Below are 22,283 nucleotides of genomic sequence, written 5' to 3'. Positions count from 1 at the left end.
ATGTATGATGTGATCGTAGTAGGAGCAGGGCATGCAGGGATTGAAGCCGCAATGGCAGCAAGCCGAATGAATAAAAATACATGTCTGGTGACTTTAGATATAAATATGGCAGGTTCTATGCCTTGTAATCCCAGTATTGGAGGACCGGCAAAAGGAATTGTGGTTCGTGAAATTGATGCATTGGGTGGACTGATGCCACAGGTTGCGGATCGTACTGCTCTACAGTTCAAAATGCTGAACACAACTAAAGGTCCAGGGGTTTGGTCTTTAAGGGTACAAAGTGACAAGGAAGAATATAAAAAGGAAATGAAGAAAATTTTACTTCATACTCCAAATTTGACGGTTGTGGAAAAAGCAGTTCATTCTCTTCTTGTCAAAAATCATAAGGCAGAAGGAATTCGCTGTACAGATGGAACAGAATTATATTCAAAAACAGTGGTACTGACTACAGGAACGTATATGACCAGTAAAGTATTAAGAGGACACAGTGCTATTTCTTCGGGTCCAGAAGATCAGATAACCATTGATACTTTATCGGAAAGTTTGCGAAAAGAAGGCATTCGAACGTTTCGCTTAAAAACGGGAACACCAGCAAGGATCCTTACGGATTCTATTGATTTTTCAAAAACAGAAGTACAGCCAGGAACGGATGAATTTCTCAGATTTTCGCAATCAACAAAGAAAGAAGACGTATTGCCTTTTTCAAAACAAAGCGTTTGTCATCTGATCTATACACAGCCAGAAACACATAGAATTATTAATGAAAATCTGAAACAGTCTGCTATGTATTCTGGACTGGTCAAAGGGGTAGGACCTAGATATTGTCCAAGTATCGAAGATAAACTGGTAAGATTTGCGGATAAGGAAAGACATCAGCTGTTTTTAGAACCGGAATCTTTATCATTGGATACAACCTATATTCAGGGATTTTCTACTTCTATGCCAGTGGATGTACAGGAAAAAATGGTTCATTCCCTTCCTGGTTTAGAAAATTGTGTGATTAAAAAATATGCGTATGCCATTGAATACGATGCTTTAGATCCGTTACAAATGAAACCATCAATGGAAAACAAAGTGATTGAAAACTTATTTACAGCCGGACAGATCAATGGAACTAGCGGATATGAAGAAGCAGCTGGACAAGGCTTGATGGCTGGAGCTAATGCAGCTTTAAAAGTAGATGGAAAAGAACCATTTATTTTACGAAGAGATGAAGCTTATATTGGTGTTATGATTGATGATCTGACAACCAAAGGAACAAATGAACCTTATCGTTTATTGACTTCTCGGGCTGAATATCGTTTACTTTTAAGACATGACAATGCCCAGGCTCGTCTGATTGAAAAAGGATACCAGATTGGGCTGGTGAATGAGAATGTATATCAGAATTATTTGAAGGAAAAAGAAGAAATTTCCCGGGCCAGAGAAAAACTGCAGGAAACTCATATTAAACCACAGGATGATATTAATGAATATTTAAAGAATCTGGGGTTTGAAAAATTATCAAAAGGATGCAGTGCATTAGATCTTATCAAACGTCCAAAAGTAACCATTAAAGGTCTTTCCAGCATATTGGGATATAGTTTTGAAGATGAAATCAATCGAGCTATTGAAATAGAGGTAAAATATGCAGGATATATTGAAAAAGCCAAAAGAGATGCCAGGCATTTACAAAAAATGGAAGAAGTTGTGATTCCAAAACATTTAGATTATGAAAATATGGAGAATCTGTCTTTAGAAGCTCGACAGAAACTGAATCAGATTCAGCCTGTGACTTTAGGACAGGCATCTCGTATTTCAGGAATCAATCCAAGTGATATTGCCATCCTGGCACTTCATGTAAAAAAGTGATATACTATTTGTGATAAGGGGACTATTTATGAAAAAGAAAAAAAAGAAATCACCAATAAAAAGATTCTTTGTTTATTCTATTCTTCTGGGACTTTCCTGTTATATGTTCTATTGTGGTTTTAAGGAACTGGAAACAACTGCACAGATTCGCTTAAGCATGGAAGATAATAAAAAAGAATCCCAGGCTTTGGATGAAAGAAAAGAGGAACTGGAAGAAACAAAAGAAAACCTGGAAAATCCAGATTATATTGAATATCTGGCAAGGGGAAAATATTTAGTCACAAAAGATGGAGAACAGGTATTTAAATTTTCCGATGATCAATAATTATAATTAGAAACTGGTTAGTAGTGTACCAGTTTTTTTTTGATTTTTTTCTTAGCATCATAACAGGTGAGAAAGATATTTTTAATATAATAAACAAACATCATTAATGTCAATATGAATCATAAAATCAAAGAAAATATGCCAATTATTTCATCAAAATGGTAAAAAATACATTTGTCATTATTTTTTCATTTTGTCATGGCATTCTATATATGGAAGTAATTAATTATGTATTTAGATATGAAAACAAAAAGTATAGTGATAAAAGTAGAAGAATCAATCATGAATGAGATTTTAGCGTTGGACAATGGAAAAATGTTTTATGTAGACGATGATATCATTGTATGTAAAAAGCCAATACTTAAACAGGATTATATCGTCCAGGATAATACTGTAGCATATGCAAATTCATCCATTGCGATTAGTACGAATGGGAAGTTTCTTACTTCTGATTCATATAATACAATTCTTTCTGCGGACCTGGAAATACATGTAACCTCACAAACTGTCTATAAAAATCAAGAACTTCTGAAGTTAACAAAATCAGAATATCAGATTTTAATCGGTTTATTGCGTGCAAAAGACGGAACATTAAGTCGAAGCAATATCATTCGAATTTTAGAATCTGGAAAAAAGTATCGCATGATCGAAGAAAACACTTTAAACCAGCATATGAAGAGATTGAAAAGAGCTTTAAAAGAAGATAAAAATCATCCATATATTAAAGCAAAATATGAGTTTGGATATGTATGGCAATTTGAAGTAAAAAAAGTATGGAAATGAAAACGATAACATTTTATTGTGAATTATACTTTTTTTACAGTTTATCACAAAATTCTTTAAATTTGACGTCAATTTGTTGAAGAAAATTTTATTGTTCTGTATAATTTTCAAATGTGGAGGATAAAATTATGTCAAATTGCTTTGAGTCAAAAGAAGCTTTTAAGGAAGCTTTTAAAGCGAATGTGTCCAATACATATGGACGTGACTTCGAAGATACATATGAAGAAGAACGTTTTTTAACTTTAGGACATATGGTTCGTGATTATGCCAGTGAAAATTGGCGTGCAACAAAAAATGCAGTAAAAAATTCTCAATCCAAACAATTATTCTACTTCTCTATGGAATTCCTGATGGGACGTTTATTAACAAGCAACCTGATGAATTTAGGAGTATATGATGTTGTTAAAGAAGGTTTAAGTGATTTAGGTATAGACATTAACGATATGGAAGAATTCGAAAGCGATGCTGGTTTAGGAAATGGTGGGTTAGGTCGTTTAGCGGCTTGTTTCCTTGATTCATTGGCATCATTGAATTTACCAGGACATGGAAACTGTATTCGTTATCATTATGGATTATTTAAACAGAAAATTGTAAACAATCAGCAGGTGGAATTGCCTGATTGCTGGATGAAAAGTGGAAATGTCTGGGAAATCTGGAAACCTCAGCATTCGGTAAGAGTACGCTTTGGTGGAACAATTGATGCTTATATGGATCAGTATGGTAAATTCCATCAGACATACCGTCCAAGTCTGGTTATTAAAGCGGTTCCTTATGATGAACCAATTATTGGATATCATACAAAAACAACGAATACACTTCGTTTGTGGGATGCAGAAGTGGATGAAGAAACAGCTCAGTCAGGTTCATTATTCAATTATCTGGATGATGTAACGCAATTAACAGCTAACGTATATCCAGATGATTCCACTCCAAAAGGAAAAGAATTGCGTTTGCGTCAGGAATATTTCTTTGTTTGTGCAGGAGTCGATTCAATTATTCGTAAACATTTGAGGACTTATAAAACATTAGATAATTTAGGTGAAAAAGTTGCGATTCAATTAAATGATACACATCCAGTTTTAGTAATTCCTGAACTGATGCGTGTATTAATGGATGATTATGATTATGAATGGGACGATGCATGGAAGATCGTAAAAGAAACAGTGGCTTATACAAACCATACTGTTATGGCAGAAGCTCTTGAGAAATGGGATCAGAATTTAGTTCGTTCCTTATTGCCTCGTATCTATATGATCATTGAAGAAATTGAAAAGAGATGGAAATTCTTTGTGGATCATAAAGGATTATGTGGGATTTTCAATCAGGTTTCCATTCTGAAAGATGGACAGGTACATATGGCTCACCTGGCAATTGTAGGAAGTCATAGTGTAAATGGGGTTGCAGCTCTACATTCACAGATCCTGAAAGATGATGTATTCAAATATTTTGAACAGATCTATCCTGGATTGATCAACAATAAGACAAATGGTATTACACATCGTAGATGGCTGTTGTACTCAAACCCTCAATTGACAAAATTACTGGAAGAAACAATTGGTCCTGAATTTAAAACTAATCCAGCAAAATTAGAAGATTTGATGGATTATGTAGACGATACAAATGTACAGGAAAAATTCTTTGCGGCTAAAATGGAACGTAAACAGATTTTAGCAGACTATGTTAAAAAAGAATTGGGAATTGAAGTGGATGTGAATTCAATTTTCGACTGCCAGGCAAAACGTTTGCATGCGTATAAACGTCAATTGTTAAACATTTTTGGGGTAATGCATACATATATGAAACTGAAGAAAGATCCTTCATATCGTATTTATCCTAGAACATTCTTCTTCTCCGCTAAAGCAGCTGCCAGCTACTCTTTAGCAAAAGAAATCATAAAATTAATTAATATTGTTGCGAATAAAGTAAATAACGATCCTCAGACAAATAAATACTTAAAAGTTGTATTTATTCCAAACTATTCAGTATCTGTAGCTGAAATTCTGTTAAATGCTGCCGATGTCAGTGAACAGATTTCAACAGCTGGAAAAGAAGCCAGTGGTACAGGTAACATGAAGTATATGATGAATGGGGCTCTTACTTTAGGAACTTTAGATGGAGCTAACGTTGAAATCGTAGAGCGTGTTGGTTTTGAAAATGCACAGATTTTTGGTTTCCGTGTAGAAGATATCAATCATATGAAACACGAAAACTCATACAATGTATGGACATACTACAACAACAATGAAGAAATTCGTCAGGTTGTGGACTCTTTACGTAATGGAGTATGGTCATCCAATCCAGATGAATTCCGTCTGATCTATAACGATTTAATGTTAAGAAACGATGAATTCTTTGTGTTGGGAGATTTCATGTCTTACATTCAGGCACAAGCTGAAATTGATCAGAAATATCGCAATCGTTCTCAATGGGCACGTATGATGCTGATCAATATCGCAAAATCTGGATATTTCTCAAGTGATCGTACAATTCAACAATACGCTGATGAAATCTGGAACCTAAAACCTATTTCGTTTAAATAGAAAGGTGCAAGCCTTTCTTTTTTATTTGACTTTAAAGTAGAGCTTTATTAAAATATTTAAGAGGTAGAAACGTGAAATTAGAAGAATCAATTGGAGAATCAATGGAAGATTATTTAGAATCCATTCTCGTATTAAGCCAATGTATAGATCGTGTTCGAAGTGTGGACGTAGCAAGTTATCTTGGATTTTCAAAACCAAGTGTTTCACATGCGGTTAAGTTAATGGTCAATCAGGAACTGATTTCATTGAATGAAAATAAAATTATCACATTGACGGAAAAAGGAAGAGCTATTGCCCAGGAGACATACAATCGTCACCTATTTTTTACCGATATGCTGACAGCTATTGGAGTTCCTAAAGAAGTTGCACAGGAAGATGCCTGTCGAATTGAACATGTCATCTCAAAAGAGTCATTTGAAGCAATCAAAAATTACTATAAGAAAACACAGGAATAATATCCTGTTTTTTTTATTTGAATCTGCATATTTTAGAAATGTATTTTGTTGAAAGAACCCTGGATTAGTGATATTATTTTTATAGCTTAAGGCTTAAAGGAGGATATTATAATTATGCCTATTATTGTTGATGTATATGCTCGTGAAGTATTAGATTCACGTGGAAATCCAACTGTAGAAGTTGAAGTAACTACAGAATCTGGTGCTTTCGGTCGTGCAATGGTTCCAAGTGGAGCTAGTACAGGAGTCAGAGAAGCTCTTGAATTACGTGATGGTGATAAATCTCGTTATTTAGGAAAAGGAACTTTAACTGCTGTTGATAATGTAAATAACATTATTGCACCTGCAATTATTGGTATGGATACTCGTGCTCAAAACTTAATCGATGCAAAAATGCTTGAATTAGGTGGTGGAGATGTATTTAAGAAAAAATTAGGAGCTAATGCGACTTTAGGTGTTTCTATGGCTGTTGCTTTAGCTGCTGCTGATTTCTATGGTATGCCATTATATAACTACTTTGGTGGATTTAATGGAAAAACATTACCAGTTCCTATGTGTAATGTAATCAACGGTGGATCTCATGCAGACTCTACAGTAGACTTCCAGGAATTCATGATTATGCCAGTTGGTGCAAAATCTGAAAGAGAAGCGGTTCGTATGGCTGCTGAAACATTCCATGCATTAAAAACTGTATTAAAATCAAAAGGATACAACACTAACGTTGGTGACGAAGGTGGATTTGCTCCTTCATGTGTAAACGGAAATGAAGAACCACTTGAATTATTAGTTGAAGCTATGGAAAAAGCTGGATATGTTCCAGGTAAAGATATGAAGATTGCTATGGACGTTGCTTCAAGTGAATTCTATAACGAAGAAAAAGGTGTTTATGAATTAGTTAAATCTGGTGAAGGAACTAAGACTTCAGATGAAATGATCGATATGTATGAAGCTTGGTTAGAAAAATATCCAATCATCTCTATCGAAGACGGATTAGCTGAAGGTGACTGGGACGGATGGAAGAGAATGACAGACCGTTTAGGTAAAAAAGTTCAATTAGTTGGTGATGACTTATTCGTAACAAACCCTGGAATCCTTTACGAAGGAATCGAAAAAGGAATCGCAAATGCGATCTTAATTAAAGTTAACCAGATCGGTACATTAACTGAAACATTCGATGCTATCGAAATGGCTAAAAAACATGGATACACTTGCATCGTATCTCACCGTTCAGGAGAAACTGAAGATTCAACAATCGCTGATATCGCTGTTGGATTAAATGCAGGACAAATCAAAACTGGATCTTTATCACGTACAGACCGTATTGCTAAATACAACCGTTTGATTCGTATCGAAGATGAATTAAATGAACGTGGTCAAGCTTCAATTGCTCAGTACTTAGGAGACAAAACTTTCTATAACTTAGCAGATGTAGAATTCAAAAAATAAGAAATGATTTTTTAGGACTCTGAATAGAGTCCTTTTTTTTATGGTATACTTTATTTGTGAGGAAATAATGATTAAAAATATAGTTTTTGATTTAGGGAATGTTCTGGTAACATTTGATCCCAAATCATTTTTGAAAGATTTGATTCATAATAAAAAAATAGAAGAGGATCTATATTCTTTCTATTTTCATAGTGATTTATGGATACTTTATGATCAGGGATCGTATTCAAATGAAGATATGATTCAAAAAGGAATTCAGATATATCCACAATACGAAAAATATATACGCAGTGTAATCGAAAGATGGGTTGAATATGTCATTCCTATTGTGGATAATATTCAATTACTAGATTTATATACAAATTATTCTCTTTATATTATTTCTGACATACCACAATATAATTATGATTATTTAAATGAACATTATTCGTTTCTTCAAAAAGTAAATGGTGGTATTTATTCTTATCAGGAAAAAGTTTGTAAACCGGATAAAAAAATGTTTACACGTCTTTTAGAAAAATATAAAATAAATCCTCAGGAATGTGTTTTTATTGATGATAAATATGAAAATATAAAAACGGCTTTGGATTTAGGATTCAAAGGAATTCATTTAAAGGATCCAAAAGATTTAAAAAAGAAACTGGAGGAAGTTTTATATGAAATGTAAAGTATCAAAAATATGTGGAGGGTGTTCTTATCTGAATCTTTCAAAAGAAGAGCAGGCTCAAAAGAAGAAACAGGCTGTATCGGAATTGATTAACCGATATCATTTAAAATTAAAAGTGAATGATATTTATATGGCAGAACAGGATCTTCAATATCGTAATAAAGTAATTGTAGGATTTGCGAAAGAAAAAGGAATCATTTATTCTGGATTGTATGCAGCAAAATCACATCGTGTGTGTCACAGTGAAAATTGTTTTATGCATCCTGAAATCATCAATGAAATTATAAAAGATATCACAAAAATGATGCAGTCAATGAAAATTGAACTTTATAATGAAAGAACGGGAACGGGACTGTTAAGACATGTACTAATTCGTTATGCTCATAAAACCGATGAAATTATGATTGTATTTGTGACAAGTCAGAAAATGTTTCCATCCAGAAAAAATATAGTAAAAGCATTGACATCTAAATATCCACAGATAAAAACAATTGTACAGAATATCAATCCAAGAAGAACAAGTATTGTATTACAGGATGAATCCATTGTTTTATATGGAAAAGGATATATTACCGATGAATTATGTGGGTTAAAAATATCTTTCAGTTTTGACAGTTTTTATCAGATTCATTCCCAGCAATGTGAAGTTTTGTATAAATTAGCAAAGATCAAATTACACCTGAGTCCAGAGGAAACGGTTCTGGATACTTATTGTGGAACGGGAACAATTGGTTTGACATTAGCGGATTCCTGTAAAAAAGTGACAGGGGTGGAACGGAATGGAGAAGCAATTAATTTTGCCAGACAGAATGCAAAACAGAACAATATTGACAACATTCAATTTGTTCAAATGGATTCCACTCAATTTATGAAGGAAGCAAAAAAATATCATACCCGTTATGATGCCATTGTTTTAGATCCTCCTAGAGCAGGAACCACTAAAGAATTTATTGAAAATGCATGTGCTTTAGAACCAAAAAAGATATTGTATATATCATGTGATCCAAATACATTAATGAGAGATTTAGTACAATTCAGAAAACAGGGATATGTATCCAATAAAGTGGATTTAGTGGATATGTTTCCAAGAACTGAACACGTCGAAAGTGTAGTTCTTCTATCGAAAATGAAAACCCCTGCAAACAATAGGGTTTTAAATTCGACAAAGTATAAAAAGAAACACTAAAAGGTGAACATACATGACGAATGAATGTTTGATCTTCACTTAATTGATTTTAAAAAAAAATATTTTTAAAATGAAAAAAAGAAAGGATTAAGCGAATAAGAGTATGGAATTTCCAAAATTCGTTTTCAATCTATAATGAAATCGTATTTTGAATCAAAATCGCCAGCACAATCTAAAAATTCAAATAGTTCCAATCGGGGAAAGAAAAGACATATTCTACAATCAATTCCTATTATAATGATTTGCGAAGTGAGATTGATCAGAAGATACAGTCATTTATTATTGCACGTAATGGAGTGATTGATTCCTGGCCAGCTTCTTTCAGTGAAGATTTTGATATTTGTGAAGGTGGGGTTACAGTATTTGATTATTTTGGGGAAGATTATAAGGTATCTGGATCTGAGCAGATTGTCAGAAAATCAAAACAGCTTGTATATCGCAATCATTAAAAATATAAGAATACAGAAGAATATGAAAAAATAGATACGAAATAGACTCTTCTTGAAATTGATGTAGATAAAGCTAAAAATGCTGGAGATGGAAGTATTATGTCAATTTTATCGTTGATTGGTATAATATATATGGCATTTTCAATTGTTTTGATACCAGGTGATTTATTTTTTCATTTAGGAAGTGTTATTTTTGATCCGATTTATGAATGGAGTGGTACTCTTGGTATGATTTCAAGTATTCCTTATGTGATTTATCTGATAATAATGGGAATATTTGATAATAATATTATGGATAAAGCAGCTATTGTTTCTGTTGGCTTTCTGATTATTCTATGTTTATTTGGATTTATCTGTCTGTATGTATATTATAGTACCTGCAAAAAGAATTCAAATAATGTTAAAAAAGCAAAAAAGGCATTGAAATCTCTGGTTAACAGTGATGAATATAAACAGATTGTTTCAGAAAATAATAGACTTCGTAAAAACAATGAATTTATGGCCGAACAATGGCATCAAGCATGGTTTGAATGGGTTTGTAGTACATATCATTCATCAAAAGAAGCGGAAAGTGAATATGAGAAAGAATTTATGAATGATTTAGGAAAACAGATTCAAAAGACCGATTTCAATGAATCGATTAAAAAGAATAAAAAATGAATGACTTTACAAAAAGATAAGAGAGTCAAACGGACTATCTCCTAAAAGAATATAATTAAGTCTTAGGGTATGTCCTTACAAGTTATAATGGATAAAAGAAGCAGTTCAACAAAGACTGCTTCTTTCATTTTAATTTCCTTCTGAGTTTAAGGTATCAATAAATGAAAAAAGCCAAAATAAGCATGTAGATTTTTCGACATTTTTATTCTGGCTTTTGTAAGATTGTCAAATCTATAGATGGTTCATGGGAAATACTGGGGATTATGATTCTATTCTATTTCTTCTCTGTACCACTTACTTTAATTGCGTCGTTATCTTGGTTTCCAGTTCGCAATGTGTTACATCACTCCAATGACGGCGTATGGCGATGTCAGCAGAAAGGTCCGTATTGTTATAGGAAATAGACCATTGTGTGTTGCTTGTGATTTCTTCAGGGTTTGGATTTTGTGCCGCTGATTTCATTGCGTTCCATACAGTGTCGTCTGTGTAATTTCCTTTTTCTGTCTCCAGCACTTCTAAGACAGCATCATAGCGTTCCTTTCCATGACCAAGGATACCGTTTTTCTGATTTGGAAGCACCTCATCCTCATAACGGATAAAGAAATTAGTAACTGCCTCTGATGGAGTGTCCATCAGCTCTCTTGGTTCACCGTCAATGTCATACTCTATTACTCTGCCATCACCTGATGCATCGGTTATATAGAAATGATAATCTCTACCGGATGATGCGAACATATCATAGCTGCGCAAAAGCTCAACTGCTTCCTCTGTGGTTGCTGCTCTGTCAAGAACAAGTCGTATCGCAAGAGTGGTGGAAATGACAGGTTTGCCTGTATTTTGACGTACAGGTTCACTATCAAGTGTCAACACAGCGATAGACACTCCCTTCTCATTCATACCATCAAGGCAGATAAATGGAGCGGTTAGACTTGCCAGCTCTTTTTTGATATTCTCATCAGGAATATTTGCTGAAACATTATCAAGAGCGGCAAAGGCAATCGACTTATATCCGTCTTTTGGAGCACTGTAAACCAGCATGGCAGATGTATTTTTACTAAAATCGTAATTACGTCCCATATGGACATCACCATCCGTATCGGTTAGACCAAACACCGTACAGCCAAAATTGGGTGCTTTGATCTTTACAGGCAACAGTGGTAAGGATTCTTTTAGAATCGCATCAATCATTGTCTGATCGTCCTGAATGCCGTAATCGATTATATCGTCAAGATTGTAATCATATTTAACATCCATGCGATAGAGATTGTAGCCATCCTCATAATCCGTAAGTTGCTCAATGGTTCTAATGGTCTGGATCCTTGTGAAATACAGTCCTAAAAACGCAAGCGAGGCGAATACAATGATTGCTAGAATCGACAACAAACCAATCAAAATACGCTTTTTTACTTTATTCATGTTTTGTCCTCCTTTTTGGTTCGGTATTATTTTGTAATAGAACCCGACCTTGCTTTCGGGTTGTATTAAAGAATAAAGAGTTCAAGGGTTTCTTCGAGCATGTTTATTTGTGCTATCCTTTTATTCGTTAATCTATATGATATGCAATATTAATGGGGACTTCCTGTTTTGAATTTAAATACGAAACCTTAATTCCAATACGCTTTGATTTTCCCTCTAAACTATCGTGCCAACGCAAGATAAATTCTTCTTCTGTAAGATATGTGTAACTACCGGAAGTCGATGGATCCATAAAATAATAGATATATGTATCCTTTTTCGCATCCTTCTTATATCCGATCAACACAACATAATGACCATCGTCTTCTGTTTCAGTCTTATAATCGCCGTCATCTTTCCATGCTTGAATCGCACAAATAACAGGAGAATCATCATCAAGAGCTGTCCTTAATTGTATTAGCAAGCTATCCGTATGATCCGAATCGTATTCATTTGAAGCATAATCTACACACACAACCTCTGTTGCAATCACCGGTGTATTCGGAAAACCTTCTGTACGAACGGATTCTAAATATTCTGCTATATTCATATAGTTAGTCCCATTTTCCGGAGTTGCTTCAAGTTCCAAAAGTAATCGATCTTCTCTGGTGTCAAAATCGTATCCCGCATAGCGTAAAACAGATGCAACGCAAGACACTCCACAGGTAAAATTATAACTTTGTCTATACAAAGGTAATTTTATAAGTTTACATATTCCTTTTTCATCCGTTTCAGGCAACGACGTTGATGAAACATTATAATCATAAAATGTATTTCCTTCCGGTTCAATATCGTTCAAGTAATACTCCTTCATCTGATTGGCAATACCTTCAGATTTCGGTTCTTTGTTTGCTGTAATTATCATAAACAAAGACACAACAAATAAAAGAATTAAAAGCACAGGGATAATCTTCTTGATTGCTTTCATTTTGAAATTCCCCCAATTACAAAGTAAACACTCATTAATATTATCATGCTTTTGCTTTGATACGTCAAATGGTACAGTAAAAATCATAGATATTTTTGAAAAGTAAAATCAAAGGCCTCTTTTTCTATTTATCACCATTGTACTGAATATGACTGTAATTTCTATAAATCCATTTATTTTGTTTTACGATAAATTATATTATCTTGCCGTTGAAACCAGTTGTTTTATGAAAGGAATCAGAGAAATGAGTTTATGTTTTCTAAACTCAATCTTATAGAAACGGCAGTTACAGTGGTAAATGCATGAATTCGTACTCACTCTTTACAGGATTTGTAAGTCAGGTTTGGGTTCAATGCTTTGGTGCCTGATACCTCTGTAGTCATGAATGATTTGGAAATATTGCTGGAAACATGGCAGGCACATTAAATTGTACCCTATAGAATGGAAACCTATAATTTAGGGGGATGCCCTTAAAGGTGGACACTCCTATAGGAAAGATTAGTGTGTTAAGATGTATCCATGAAGAGGATGGAAGGGAGTGGATACATATGAACAAAGAGACACACACGAACACCTTATCCAATAAAGACATCAAGATACTGAGCAATAATCCTTGCGTTGCGAGTGTATCGCATAGTACAGTGTGATGCTAGTATAAAAAACGGAGAGGTTAAATTCATTTTTTAGTCATATGGTACAATGTCATTAGAATCCTGGAAAGAGATAAATATGGCAAGAGTAGGATCGTATGATAAAGAATTTAAAGAAAGTATAATTCAATATGTACTAGATCATCCAGATGAAACCTATGTTAGTGTTGGAAAGCGATTTGATGTCCATTCAACTACTATTGGAGGTTGGATGAAAGAGTATAAAGAAAAAGGTGGTAATGATGTTTTCCGCGGAAGTGGTAACTATTCAAGTGATGAAGCTAAAGAATTTGCACGGTTGAAAAAAGAATTAAAAGATACACAAGATACGCTAGAAATATTAAAAAAAGCTATTGGCATACTGGGAAAATAGATAAGTCCATGATTTATGAAACTGTGTAATCTTCCAAAGAAGCAGATGATACAATTTCCGTTTCCAGTGTGCTAAAAATTATCGGAGCAAGTAGTTCAGGATATTATGATCACTTCACCATCGAGCAGGTGTCAAAAGGGGGTATCTTTGTCGTGCGTCCTGTGGAAAATATTCCAGTAGATGGAGTGGTTCTAGATAGAAACAGTGCGGTGGATGAATCCACTTTGACTGGAGAGAGCATTCCGGTAGATAAAGCAGCCGGAAGTGTAGTATCGGCAGGTACCTTGAACCAATCAGGCTATATACGATGCCAGGCGACAAGAGTTGCAGAAGACACAGCGCTTTCGCAAATCATTCAGATGGTAAGCGATGCCGCAGCAGCAATGAGCTTGTCCAGCTTTAGCGTTGTAACCAATGCATTGCGACTGAATTTCTTTGAGATGCATGATTCTAAAAGAGATCATAAAATAAAAAACAAATTAAAAATCACAATTGAAAAGGAGACAAAAACCATGGAAAAAACATTAAAAATTGAAGGTATGATGTGTGGACATTGTGAAATGCACACAAAAAAAGCACTGGAAGCACTTGAAGGAGTGACAAAAGCAGAAGTGAGTTATAAAACAGGAACTGCAGTTGTTACACTGGAAAAAAATATTTCCGATGACATTTTAAAACAGGCTGTTGTCAATCAGGGATATCAAGTGACAGATATTCAGTAATTGTTTCGTCTTTAAACCAAAAAGAACCATAATTCCAAAGGAATGTGGTTTTTTTTCTTTGTCATGATTTAAAAAACTATTGTTTATCAAAAGAGACGAAAAACAGATTCAATGTAAAAAAGAAACCCATCGAAAACCAATGTCATTAAGTTAAGCAAAAAGAACAATGACAGCGATATATTCTTATTAAGTTAAGCCTGGATACAATTTTATATCCAGGCTTTTAATCGTATTGCAGTTAAAAATACGATGTTTTAGGCATGGCGAAAAGGCAAATTTTTGCACCTAAAAAAATTTTGCCTATGACTCATATATTAAATATAATCAGTGTAGCGCTATGATTCTTTTGTATTAAATGGTATAGCCGATTTAGGTTTCATATTGCGCTGATATTTTCTATCTGGTCTTATGGGGGACAGATTTTTTTTCTTTCATCAGTTCTTCTGTATCAATTAATTTTCTTAACCAAAGCCTCATATTTGTTACGGCAGTAGATAAATTCACTTTGTAATGATGTTTCCTTTTGTCAGATTGTTCTACTTCGATTCTCTCAGTAATGATATTTGTTAAACAATGTAATAGAATCGCTGCATAGATTTCCTGTTGCATGAAATTACGTTTTTTTGAATGAAATGACATCATTCCAATTCAAACTTTGCGTTCGATATACGATTCACATTGCGTCCTACCGTTACTCCTAACATTGGATGATTATCAAGATATTCTTCTAATGAGTCATATCCCAATACTACATCCTAAAAATTACCCTTTTTATCTTTAACAAACAAGGAAATTAGAATAGCACCAAAATTAGTGATTACCGCTTTCATTCCTTGCTTATTTACGATTTCAAACTTGTAAACTTCTTTGCCCGATGGATGTATCCCAAATATTTCTTTATTAACGCTCATGAGCAATAATCTCGTTCACTACTGAATCTTTGATTGTTACATTTTCTTTTTCTAATTTTTCAATTGTAGACTTAAATTGTGGTAAATAATTCTTATGTGCAATCAACAATTCATCTAAAACACGTTTTGCGTTTTCTCCCGATGGAATCAATTCATTTAATGTAAATGCTTCAAGTGCCAATCCATAATTACCAGTAACTGCAGCTTGGATTGTACACTCTTCCATTGCTTTCATACATTGAAGCCATCCTCTTTGTGCACTTGGTAATTTTCCCCAAGCAACAGGCATTGCTCCTTTTGCCCCAATATAGCAGCTTACTTCAACTATTGAATCTTCAGGCAATTCTGGAATTGCTCCTCTATTTTTTGTGCTGACAACCATATGAGTCTGCTTATTGTTATAAATCGCATTGATACATTCACACGCTGCATCGCTGTAATAAGCTCCACCACGTTTTGATAACTCTTCGGGTTTATGATCTAAATTAGGATTTTTATATAATTCAAACAATTTATTTTCTGTTTCTTTTACTTGTTGACCACGAGTACCAATTGTTTCATATTCCATCAAACTATGCTCTAACATTTCTTGTTGACGATAATAATATCTATGGTATCCACAAGGAATCATATTCATTTCTCTGATTTGTTCTCCAAAGAAAGGAACGTTATTGATGTTTGCTGGAAGACCAACATCTTTTCCATCTAACATAGCATCAATTACTTTACTTGTTAATTCATTTCCATCTTTATCATATACTTTGTGCCAATGAAAATGATTTAACCCTACGAATTGATAAATCAATTCATTTGGATCTACATTTAACGCAATAGGTTCTTTCATCATAGCAATCGTTGGAACATTACATAAACCGATACAACGTTCCCACTTTCCGTATTTAATAACTGCTTCAGTTACCATTCCGCTTGGATTTGTAAAATTAATTAACCATGCATTTGGACATAATTCTTTCATATCCTCTACAATATCAAGAATTACAGGAATTGTTCTAAATGCCTTAAAAATTCCACCAGCTCCATTTGTTTCTTGTCCTAACATTCCATAAGACAAAGGAATTCTCTCATCTTTAATTCTAGCTTCCAATAAGCCCACTCTAAATTGTGTTGTAACAAAATCCGCATCTTTTAATGCCTCTCTACGATCAAAGGTTACATGCACCTTTACATCATAGCCTGCTGCATCCCACATACGTTGTGACATTTTGGCATCAATATTTACTTTTTCTTTTCCTTGTTCAATATCAACAAGCCAGATTTCCTTAATGGGAAGTTCATTGTAACGTTTAATAAAACCTTCCATCAATTCAGGTGTATAACTGCTTCCGCCACCAATCGTAACAATTTTCAATCCTTTTTCCATCATGGTTTTCTCCTTTTCTATTGATAGCTTTAATTTACATTTAACCCAATTGTTATTCAATATGCCCAAGAATCGAAGATAGTTTTTTCTACACAAAATAAAAAAGATTCAAAAAAATCTGAAACTTTTTGAATCTTTTTAATCCTTTGGTCGATCATCCATATAATCAATCGAATCATAAATATATTTTGTATTTTTTCTTCTTTTCTCATTATAAATACAACCATACAAAACATCCATAATGTATTGCATAGCTATATGACTTGAAAACTGAGACATTCTATCTCGATTATTTTCAGAATCACTAATAGATAAATGATAGGTCACATATTGAGAATAATAATTACTTCCTGCTTTTCCAATTTGTATTACTTTCACACCTTTTTCGTATAATTTTTTTACAATCGGCAATATAAATGTAGCCTTTCCCGAATAAGATAGAATAATCGCTACGTGTTTTTGATCCGAAGCCAATACAGTTAATCTTTGATTATAAAAGCTGCTTGGACAATTTACACTTTTTCCAATCGTCAACATTTTATCTTGAAAGTTTTCTGCGATATTTGAATTATGGGCATGCGTATAAACATCAATTACATCTGCCGAATCTATTAATTGTGAAACTGCTTTGATTTGATCTAAATCAACATATTCAAATGTATCTTTAATAGCCTTCTCATAAAGTTCTAAAAGCTTAAAAGCTATCTGTCTTGGATTATCCTTTTCCTGAAATGGGTAATTCACATTGATATAGGAATTGTTTTCTAATAAATCAGCATTTTCTTTTGCGATACTTACTTTTAAATCATTGAATCCATTAAAACCAATTTTTTTCACAAAACGATGAATCGCAGATTTTGATATAAAAAGTATATCAGCTAATTCTTGAATTTTTAGTTTCGTAATCTCATCTTTGTTATTTAAAATATAAGATGCAATTTCTGACTCTAGCGGTGTCATAGAATCACATAGTTCTATCCTTTTTTCCAATTTCATGTTATACACCTCCAACTAATCCAATAATATCTAAGAATTCTTAAAATAGAAAGAGAAATATCAGGTATTAATATAATTATCTTAATTGAAATGTATCCGCAAATACCCAATTCTTTTGAATGTTGTAGACGACAAAAAATAAAATTGTATCAATGATTGCTTTCACAATAATAGTAGGAATTGGAATAACACTTAGTAAGGATACCAAAATACCACATTTTTAACTGTAGCGTAAGTAAAGGCCTGGATATAGAATTGTATCCAGGCTTAACTTAATAAGAATTTATCACTGTTACTATCCCGTTAGCTTAACTTAATGACATTGTTCGAAAACTCTTATTTTTTTTAAAATATCTGATACTATATATACATCATGAAACCTGAATTTTATCCCTCTATTTATAAAAGAAAATCTTTTCATACATTTAAAAATGTTGAAAAAGAAAAGATGTCCCATCAAGAATTAGAAGCGATTTATTCAATCTATTCTACATTTGAATCTCTATTTGATATTCAGACAAAAATACGTATTGTTTCTGGCAATCAGATTGAAAAATCAAGAGATGGACAGTATTGTATTTTATTTTATAGTGAAATAAAAGAAAACTACCTGCAGAATATTGGATATTTAGGACAACAGATGGATTTTTATTTAACAAGCCACAATATAGGAACTTTATGGTATGGAATAGGAAAACCGGATATTGAACAGATTGATTCGCTTCATTTTGTGATTATGATGATTTTTTCGAAAATAAAAGATTCAGTACATTTTCGTAAAGATATGTTTAAAAGTAAAAGAAAACCATTAAATGAGATATGGAAGGGTAAACAAATAGAAGGGGTATCCGGTATTATCCGTTATGCCTGCAGTGCCTGTAATCTTCAACCCTGGTTTGTACACAGAAAAGAAGACAGATTATACGTTTATCGTATATTTGACTGTAATCGAAGAGGAATCATGCCTAAAAATAAAGTAATCTTCTACAACAAAATTGATATAGGAATCTTTTTATGTTTTCTGAATCTATGCCTGGTTCATGAAAAGATTCCATATGAAATGGAATTTCAATCGGATACAGAAGAACAGGAGAAGAATCTTTATGCGATCTATAAAATTAAAACATCCAGCTAATTGGATCACTAGTATAAGACTGGTATCCAGTTTCTGCTTATTCTTCTTTAATCCTTTTTCCTTTTCTTTTTATTTCTTTTATTTACTTGCAGGATTCAGTGATATTTTTGATGGATATATCGCAAGAAAAACAAAAACTGAAAGTGAATGGGGATCTAAATTTGATACCTTTTCCGATTTTATATTTATTATGGTTACTTTATACAAATGCATTCCATATTTTCATTTTGATAAATGGATAGTCTGTTTTATCGGATTCATATTTTTAATTCGAATAGGGAATGGTATATTCTCAAAAATATATGGTAAAACATGGATCGTAAAACATACAATGTTAAATAAAATCACGGGATTGTTTCTTTATCTTCTTCCTTTTTTATATTCTTATTCTTTATATGTGATAATCGTATGTACCATTGCTTTTATTTCTTCGATAGAAGAAGGATATTTAATCTATAGGGAAATAAAAAGACAGTAGGTTCTATTTGGATAGATGTATTGATTTTAAGAATGTATTGTCAAAAAAGAAAAAGGCAACTCTCTTTTGACACAATGTAAGCCAAAGATGGTAGATAAATACAGGGTTGTTTTATAGGATAAAGACAGACAGGGAGGTTTTTGTATGATATTAGCAGATAAAATCATTGAAGAAAGAAAAAAGAATGGGTGGTCTCAGGAAGAATTTGCCAGTCAGTTAAATGTTTCAAGACAGGCAGTATCAAAATGGGAAAGCGCTCAATCCATTCCGGATTTAAAAAGAATTATTGAAATGGCAAACCTATTTGGAGTGAGTACTGATTATTTATTAAAAGATGAGATGGAAAGAGCTCCGATACAAAATGAAGAAATGGAATATTCTGTCTATAAAGTCACAATGGAACAGGCCAATGAGTTTCTCCATATCAAAGAAAAAGGAGCCAGAATGGTTTCCAGAGGAGTCAGTTTATGCATCTTGAGTCCTGTGTTACTGATCTTTTTATCAGGTTTTGAAAAATATGAATCGTTTTCAGTGTTGATGGGAATGGCATGTCTATTGATTTTTGTTGCCATAGCGGTATATATTTTTATTCACTATGGAATGATGAAAGAAAATTATAATTATATGGAAACGGAAAATATTGAAACTGCATATGGAGTCAATGGACTGGTCAAAGAAAAAAAGAATGCGTTTATGCCCACTTATTCAAAAACAATGGGATATTCAGTGGCTTTATGTATTCTATCGGTTATTCCAGTTATCTTTGCGGGTGTTTTAGAAACATCGGATTTCATTCAAACGACATCGGTTTCTTTATTATTAATGATCAATTCTTTTTCAGTTTATGAAATTGTAAAAGTAAATATGATCCTTTCCAGTTATAAAGTTTTATTACAGGAAGGGGATTATTCTTTACAGGAAAAAAGAAGAAATAAAAAACTGGAATTGTTTGAAACGGCATACTGGACCATTACTACAGCTCTTTATTTAGGATTCAGCTTTATCACAAATCGCTGGAGCATCAGCTGGATCATCTGGCCTGTATCCGGTGTTTTATATGCTGCTGTTCGTTCCATTGTATTAATGTTTATAAAAGAGTAAAGGAATTGAATTGATTTGAATAGGATGATACATTGATAGTATGAATATAGAAAAAGAATTAATACAATTAAAAGATGATGAATATGTTTCGTTTCAGAAGAAGATCACAAAGACACAATGTCCCATTCTGGGAGTTCGTTTACCCGCATTAAGAAAATTTTCTAAAACAGTGGATTCGAAAGATCAGGAATTGTTTCTGAATGAATTGCCTCATACGTATTATGATGAATATATGCTTCACAGTATTCTTTTAAATCAAATAAAAGATATAGATCAATGCATTTCTTATTTGGATTCTTTTTTACCTTATATCGATAACTGGGCGGTATGTGATACGATCAAACCAGTAGTCTTTTCAAAACATAAAGAGGAACTGATGATCAAAATCAAAGAATGGATCCAATCCGATCAAGAATTTACCGTTCGTTTTGGGATATTGATGTTGATGAAATTCTTTCTGGATTCTTCTTTTGATCAAGAACAGTTTGAAATGGTTATCTCGATTAAAAAGGAAGATTATTATATAAAAATGATGATTGCCTGGTATTTTTCAGAAAGTCTGATCAAACAGTGGAACAGTGCTATTCGGGTTTTAAAAGAAGAAAGACTGGATGTATGGACTCATAATAAAACAATACAGAAAGCCATTGAAAGCTATCGCATTTCAAAAGAACAGAAAGAAGAATTAAGAAAATTAAGGAGGAAAAAATGAAAAATTTTAAGGCACAATCCTGGATTTTTCCTATGCCAGTACTGATGATTGGAACCTATGATGAAAATGGAAATCCCAATGTGATGAATGCAGCCTGGGGCATGATCAGTGATGTACATGAAATCACTATTTCTTTATCCAATCATAAAACAACACAGAATTTATTATATACAAATGCATTCACCGTTGGTTTTGCCACAGAATCGATGATTCAGGCCTGTGATTATGCAGGAATCGTAAGTGCCAGCCAGGTACCGGATAAATTTGATAAAGCAGGGTTTCATCAGAAAAAAAGTGAATTTGTGAATGCTCCTGTTATTGAAGAACTGAAAGTAGCTTTAGAATGTAAAGTAAAATCTTATAAAGATGAAATTTTAATTGGTGAAATTGTAAATGTATGTGCAGATGAAGAGGTTTTAACCGATGGACAGATTGATCTGAATAAATTAAAACCAGTCAGTTTTGATCCAATCCATCATATGTATTATTCACTAGGAAAACCTGTAGCCCAGGCGTTTCAGGTTGGAAAAGGAATAAAAAATGAACTTTGAATTATGGATCCTGGATTTCATTCAGACTTTGCGGTTTCCCATTCTGGATCAGATTATGAAAGGAATCACATTTTTAGGGGATAAAGGACTGATCTGGATAAGTTTAGCTTCATTGTTGTGTTTCTTTAAAAAAACAAGAAAAATAGGAATCTTAATGATTACAGGTCTAATATTAAATGCCTTGATTTGTAATGTGATATTAAAACCATGCATACAGCGATTAAGACCTTTTACCTATTCCGATGTATCTCTTATCGTATCTGAACCAAAGGATTATTCTTTTCCTTCTGGACATACATCGGCATCTTTTGTGTGCTGCAGTATTTTTTATTTTCTAAAACGAAAAGAATTTCCACTGCTTTTGATTCTGGCTTTACTGATTTCTTTTTCAAGATTGTATTTATATGTACATTTTCCTACCGATGTACTTGCAGGAATCTTATTAGGAACTTTAAATGGATGGTTGAGCCTTATTCTTTATAGAAAATATAAGGGAGAAAATCAATTGACATAAAGAAAAGGGTATTC

The 22,283-nt window shown here is 33.2% G+C and carries 24 protein-coding genes; 18 read left to right on the top strand and 6 right to left on the bottom strand.

Going from position 1 to position 22,283, the window contains the following annotated elements:
• The 10 genes from mnmG to FYJ50_RS04740 all read left to right on the top strand — a co-directional run bounded on the left by mnmG (position 1) and on the right by FYJ50_RS04740 (position 10,362).
• Entirely contained in the window at positions 1–1,851 is a 1,851-nt protein-coding gene (gene mnmG, locus FYJ50_RS04785) for a tRNA uridine-5-carboxymethylaminomethyl(34) synthesis enzyme MnmG (RefSeq protein ID WP_154459962.1), read from the top strand.
• Between the two features lie 28 nt (positions 1,852–1,879).
• The gene (locus FYJ50_RS04780; RefSeq protein ID WP_154459952.1) at positions 1,880–2,176 is read left to right on the top strand and encodes an FtsB family cell division protein; all 297 of its coding nucleotides are present in this window, start codon (positions 1,880–1,882) and stop codon (positions 2,174–2,176) included.
• A 282-nt stretch (positions 2,177–2,458) separates the two neighbouring features.
• Entirely contained in the window at positions 2,459–2,959 is a 501-nt protein-coding gene (locus FYJ50_RS04775) for a winged helix-turn-helix domain-containing protein (protein WP_205946431.1), read from the top strand.
• A 128-nt stretch (positions 2,960–3,087) separates the two neighbouring features.
• Positions 3,088–5,499: a glycogen/starch/alpha-glucan phosphorylase gene (locus tag FYJ50_RS04770; protein WP_154459950.1), complete on the top strand. Its 2,412-nt coding sequence runs from the start codon at positions 3,088–3,090 to the stop codon at positions 5,497–5,499.
• Positions 5,500–5,570: 71 nt separating this feature from the next.
• Positions 5,571–5,954 (top strand): metal-dependent transcriptional regulator, encoded by a 384-nt coding sequence (locus FYJ50_RS04765; protein ID WP_420841795.1) that lies wholly within the window; start codon positions 5,571–5,573, stop codon positions 5,952–5,954.
• A 114-nt stretch (positions 5,955–6,068) separates the two neighbouring features.
• Positions 6,069–7,400 (top strand): phosphopyruvate hydratase, encoded by a 1,332-nt coding sequence (gene eno / locus FYJ50_RS04760; RefSeq protein WP_154459949.1) that lies wholly within the window; start codon positions 6,069–6,071, stop codon positions 7,398–7,400.
• A gap of 67 nt (positions 7,401–7,467) precedes the next feature.
• Entirely contained in the window at positions 7,468–8,067 is a 600-nt protein-coding gene (locus FYJ50_RS04755; protein ID WP_205946430.1) for an HAD-IA family hydrolase, read from the top strand.
• Positions 8,057–9,253 (top strand): 23S rRNA (uracil(1939)-C(5))-methyltransferase RlmD, encoded by a 1,197-nt coding sequence (gene rlmD / locus FYJ50_RS04750; RefSeq protein WP_154459947.1) that lies wholly within the window; start codon positions 8,057–8,059, stop codon positions 9,251–9,253. Before FYJ50_RS04755 ends, rlmD begins: the two co-directional genes overlap by 11 nt.
• 242 nt (positions 9,254–9,495) lie before the next feature.
• On the top strand, positions 9,496–9,702 hold the full coding sequence (locus FYJ50_RS04745; RefSeq protein ID WP_154459946.1) for a hypothetical protein: 207 nt from the start codon (positions 9,496–9,498) through the stop codon (positions 9,700–9,702).
• A 99-nt stretch (positions 9,703–9,801) separates the two neighbouring features.
• Positions 9,802–10,362, top strand: coding sequence for a hypothetical protein (locus FYJ50_RS04740; protein ID WP_154459945.1), 561 nt, complete (start codon positions 9,802–9,804; stop codon positions 10,360–10,362).
• A gap of 294 nt (positions 10,363–10,656) precedes the next feature.
• Here FYJ50_RS04740 and FYJ50_RS04735 read toward each other — a convergent pair whose 3' ends face one another.
• The gene (locus FYJ50_RS04735) at positions 10,657–11,778 is read right to left on the bottom strand and encodes a linear amide C-N hydrolase (RefSeq protein WP_154459944.1); all 1,122 of its coding nucleotides are present in this window, start codon (positions 11,776–11,778) and stop codon (positions 10,657–10,659) included.
• Positions 11,779–11,905: 127 nt separating this feature from the next.
• Complete coding sequence (locus tag FYJ50_RS04730; RefSeq protein WP_205946429.1) at positions 11,906–12,745, bottom strand: C39 family peptidase; 840 nt, start codon at positions 12,743–12,745, stop codon at positions 11,906–11,908.
• Between the two features lie 729 nt (positions 12,746–13,474).
• Here FYJ50_RS04730 and FYJ50_RS04725 point away from each other — a divergent pair.
• Together FYJ50_RS04725 and FYJ50_RS10825 are read left to right on the top strand one after the other, a co-directional pair.
• On the top strand, positions 13,475–13,768 hold the full coding sequence (locus FYJ50_RS04725; RefSeq protein ID WP_205946428.1) for a transposase: 294 nt from the start codon (positions 13,475–13,477) through the stop codon (positions 13,766–13,768).
• Positions 13,769–13,836: 68 nt separating this feature from the next.
• Positions 13,837–14,490: a heavy-metal-associated domain-containing protein gene (locus tag FYJ50_RS10825; RefSeq protein WP_338082996.1), complete on the top strand. Its 654-nt coding sequence runs from the start codon at positions 13,837–13,839 to the stop codon at positions 14,488–14,490.
• 638 nt (positions 14,491–15,128) lie between these two features.
• On the opposite strand, the gene FYJ50_RS10535 is transcribed toward FYJ50_RS10825, so the two are convergent.
• The 4 genes from FYJ50_RS10535 to FYJ50_RS04705 all read right to left on the bottom strand — a co-directional run bounded on the left by FYJ50_RS10535 (position 15,129) and on the right by FYJ50_RS04705 (position 17,778).
• Complete coding sequence (locus FYJ50_RS10535; protein ID WP_205946427.1) at positions 15,129–15,236, bottom strand: aldose epimerase family protein; 108 nt, start codon at positions 15,234–15,236, stop codon at positions 15,129–15,131.
• A gap of 9 nt (positions 15,237–15,245) precedes the next feature.
• The gene (locus tag FYJ50_RS10530) at positions 15,246–15,401 is read right to left on the bottom strand and encodes a hypothetical protein (RefSeq protein WP_205946426.1); all 156 of its coding nucleotides are present in this window, start codon (positions 15,399–15,401) and stop codon (positions 15,246–15,248) included.
• Complete coding sequence (locus FYJ50_RS04710; protein ID WP_277352321.1) at positions 15,391–16,785, bottom strand: 6-phospho-beta-glucosidase; 1,395 nt, start codon at positions 16,783–16,785, stop codon at positions 15,391–15,393. The genes FYJ50_RS10530 and FYJ50_RS04710 overlap by 11 nt, the downstream gene beginning before the upstream one ends.
• Before the next feature lie 135 nt (positions 16,786–16,920).
• Positions 16,921–17,778, bottom strand: coding sequence for a MurR/RpiR family transcriptional regulator (locus FYJ50_RS04705; RefSeq protein ID WP_154459941.1), 858 nt, complete (start codon positions 17,776–17,778; stop codon positions 16,921–16,923).
• A 373-nt stretch (positions 17,779–18,151) separates the two neighbouring features.
• On the opposite strand from FYJ50_RS04705, the gene FYJ50_RS04700 reads away from it, so the two are divergent.
• From FYJ50_RS04700 to FYJ50_RS04675, 6 genes are all read left to right on the top strand, one after another.
• The gene (locus FYJ50_RS04700) at positions 18,152–18,913 is read left to right on the top strand and encodes a nitroreductase family protein (protein ID WP_154459940.1); all 762 of its coding nucleotides are present in this window, start codon (positions 18,152–18,154) and stop codon (positions 18,911–18,913) included.
• On the top strand, positions 18,882–19,391 hold the full coding sequence (locus tag FYJ50_RS04695; protein WP_205946425.1) for a CDP-alcohol phosphatidyltransferase family protein: 510 nt from the start codon (positions 18,882–18,884) through the stop codon (positions 19,389–19,391). Before FYJ50_RS04700 ends, FYJ50_RS04695 begins: the two co-directional genes overlap by 32 nt.
• Positions 19,392–19,535: 144 nt before the next feature.
• Complete coding sequence (locus tag FYJ50_RS04690) at positions 19,536–20,492, top strand: helix-turn-helix domain-containing protein (protein ID WP_154459938.1); 957 nt, start codon at positions 19,536–19,538, stop codon at positions 20,490–20,492.
• Between the two features lie 40 nt (positions 20,493–20,532).
• Positions 20,533–21,204 carry a DNA alkylation repair protein gene (locus tag FYJ50_RS04685; protein WP_154459937.1) on the top strand — a complete coding sequence of 224 codons (672 nt, stop codon included), beginning with the start codon at positions 20,533–20,535 and terminating at the stop codon, positions 21,202–21,204.
• On the top strand, positions 21,201–21,755 hold the full coding sequence (locus tag FYJ50_RS04680; protein ID WP_154459936.1) for a flavin reductase family protein: 555 nt from the start codon (positions 21,201–21,203) through the stop codon (positions 21,753–21,755). The genes FYJ50_RS04685 and FYJ50_RS04680 overlap by 4 nt, the downstream gene beginning before the upstream one ends.
• Positions 21,745–22,269: a phosphatase PAP2 family protein gene (locus FYJ50_RS04675; protein ID WP_154459935.1), complete on the top strand. Its 525-nt coding sequence runs from the start codon at positions 21,745–21,747 to the stop codon at positions 22,267–22,269. The genes FYJ50_RS04680 and FYJ50_RS04675 overlap by 11 nt, the downstream gene beginning before the upstream one ends.
• Positions 22,270–22,283 lie beyond the last annotated feature (14 nt).

The sequence above is a fragment of the Floccifex porci genome, from assembly GCF_009696175.1.
Lineage (GTDB): Bacteria > Bacillota_I > Bacilli_A > Erysipelotrichales > Erysipelotrichaceae > Floccifex > Floccifex porci.
The sequence above is the reverse complement of the archived record's forward strand: the minus strand, read 5'-3'. Positions and strand labels throughout refer to the sequence as shown.

What these genes read in the sequence shown, in the direction of transcription:
- FYJ50_RS04710 (WP_277352321.1), bottom strand. Translation starts at nt 16,785, where the DNA reads ATGATGGAAAAAGGATTGAAAATTGTTACGATTGGTGGCGGAAGCAGT.
- FYJ50_RS04770 (WP_154459950.1), top strand. Translation starts at nt 3,088, where the DNA reads ATGTCAAATTGCTTTGAGTCAAAAGAAGCTTTTAAGGAAGCTTTTAAA.
- FYJ50_RS04675 (WP_154459935.1), top strand. Translation starts at nt 21,745, where the DNA reads ATGAACTTTGAATTATGGATCCTGGATTTCATTCAGACTTTGCGGTTT.
- FYJ50_RS04730 (WP_205946429.1), bottom strand. Translation starts at nt 12,745, where the DNA reads ATGAAAGCAATCAAGAAGATTATCCCTGTGCTTTTAATTCTTTTATTT.
- FYJ50_RS04680 (WP_154459936.1), top strand. Translation starts at nt 21,201, where the DNA reads ATGAAAAATTTTAAGGCACAATCCTGGATTTTTCCTATGCCAGTACTG.
- FYJ50_RS10530 (WP_205946426.1), bottom strand. Translation starts at nt 15,401, where the DNA reads ATGAGCGTTAATAAAGAAATATTTGGGATACATCCATCGGGCAAAGAA.
- FYJ50_RS04705 (WP_154459941.1), bottom strand. Translation starts at nt 17,778, where the DNA reads ATGAAATTGGAAAAAAGGATAGAACTATGTGATTCTATGACACCGCTA.
- FYJ50_RS04685 (WP_154459937.1), top strand. Translation starts at nt 20,533, where the DNA reads ATGAATATAGAAAAAGAATTAATACAATTAAAAGATGATGAATATGTT.
- rlmD (WP_154459947.1), top strand. Translation starts at nt 8,057, where the DNA reads ATGAAATGTAAAGTATCAAAAATATGTGGAGGGTGTTCTTATCTGAAT.
- FYJ50_RS04690 (WP_154459938.1), top strand. Translation starts at nt 19,536, where the DNA reads ATGATATTAGCAGATAAAATCATTGAAGAAAGAAAAAAGAATGGGTGG.
- eno (WP_154459949.1), top strand. Translation starts at nt 6,069, where the DNA reads ATGCCTATTATTGTTGATGTATATGCTCGTGAAGTATTAGATTCACGT.
- FYJ50_RS04700 (WP_154459940.1), top strand. Translation starts at nt 18,152, where the DNA reads ATGAAACCTGAATTTTATCCCTCTATTTATAAAAGAAAATCTTTTCAT.
- FYJ50_RS04755 (WP_205946430.1), top strand. Translation starts at nt 7,468, where the DNA reads ATGATTAAAAATATAGTTTTTGATTTAGGGAATGTTCTGGTAACATTT.
- FYJ50_RS04725 (WP_205946428.1), top strand. Translation starts at nt 13,475, where the DNA reads ATGGCAAGAGTAGGATCGTATGATAAAGAATTTAAAGAAAGTATAATT.
- FYJ50_RS04735 (WP_154459944.1), bottom strand. Translation starts at nt 11,778, where the DNA reads ATGAATAAAGTAAAAAAGCGTATTTTGATTGGTTTGTTGTCGATTCTA.
- FYJ50_RS04695 (WP_205946425.1), top strand. Translation starts at nt 18,882, where the DNA reads ATGCGATCTATAAAATTAAAACATCCAGCTAATTGGATCACTAGTATA.
- mnmG (WP_154459962.1), top strand. Translation starts at nt 1, where the DNA reads ATGTATGATGTGATCGTAGTAGGAGCAGGGCATGCAGGGATTGAAGCC.
- FYJ50_RS04780 (WP_154459952.1), top strand. Translation starts at nt 1,880, where the DNA reads ATGAAAAAGAAAAAAAAGAAATCACCAATAAAAAGATTCTTTGTTTAT.
- FYJ50_RS04740 (WP_154459945.1), top strand. Translation starts at nt 9,802, where the DNA reads ATGTCAATTTTATCGTTGATTGGTATAATATATATGGCATTTTCAATT.
- FYJ50_RS04775 (WP_205946431.1), top strand. Translation starts at nt 2,459, where the DNA reads ATGAATGAGATTTTAGCGTTGGACAATGGAAAAATGTTTTATGTAGAC.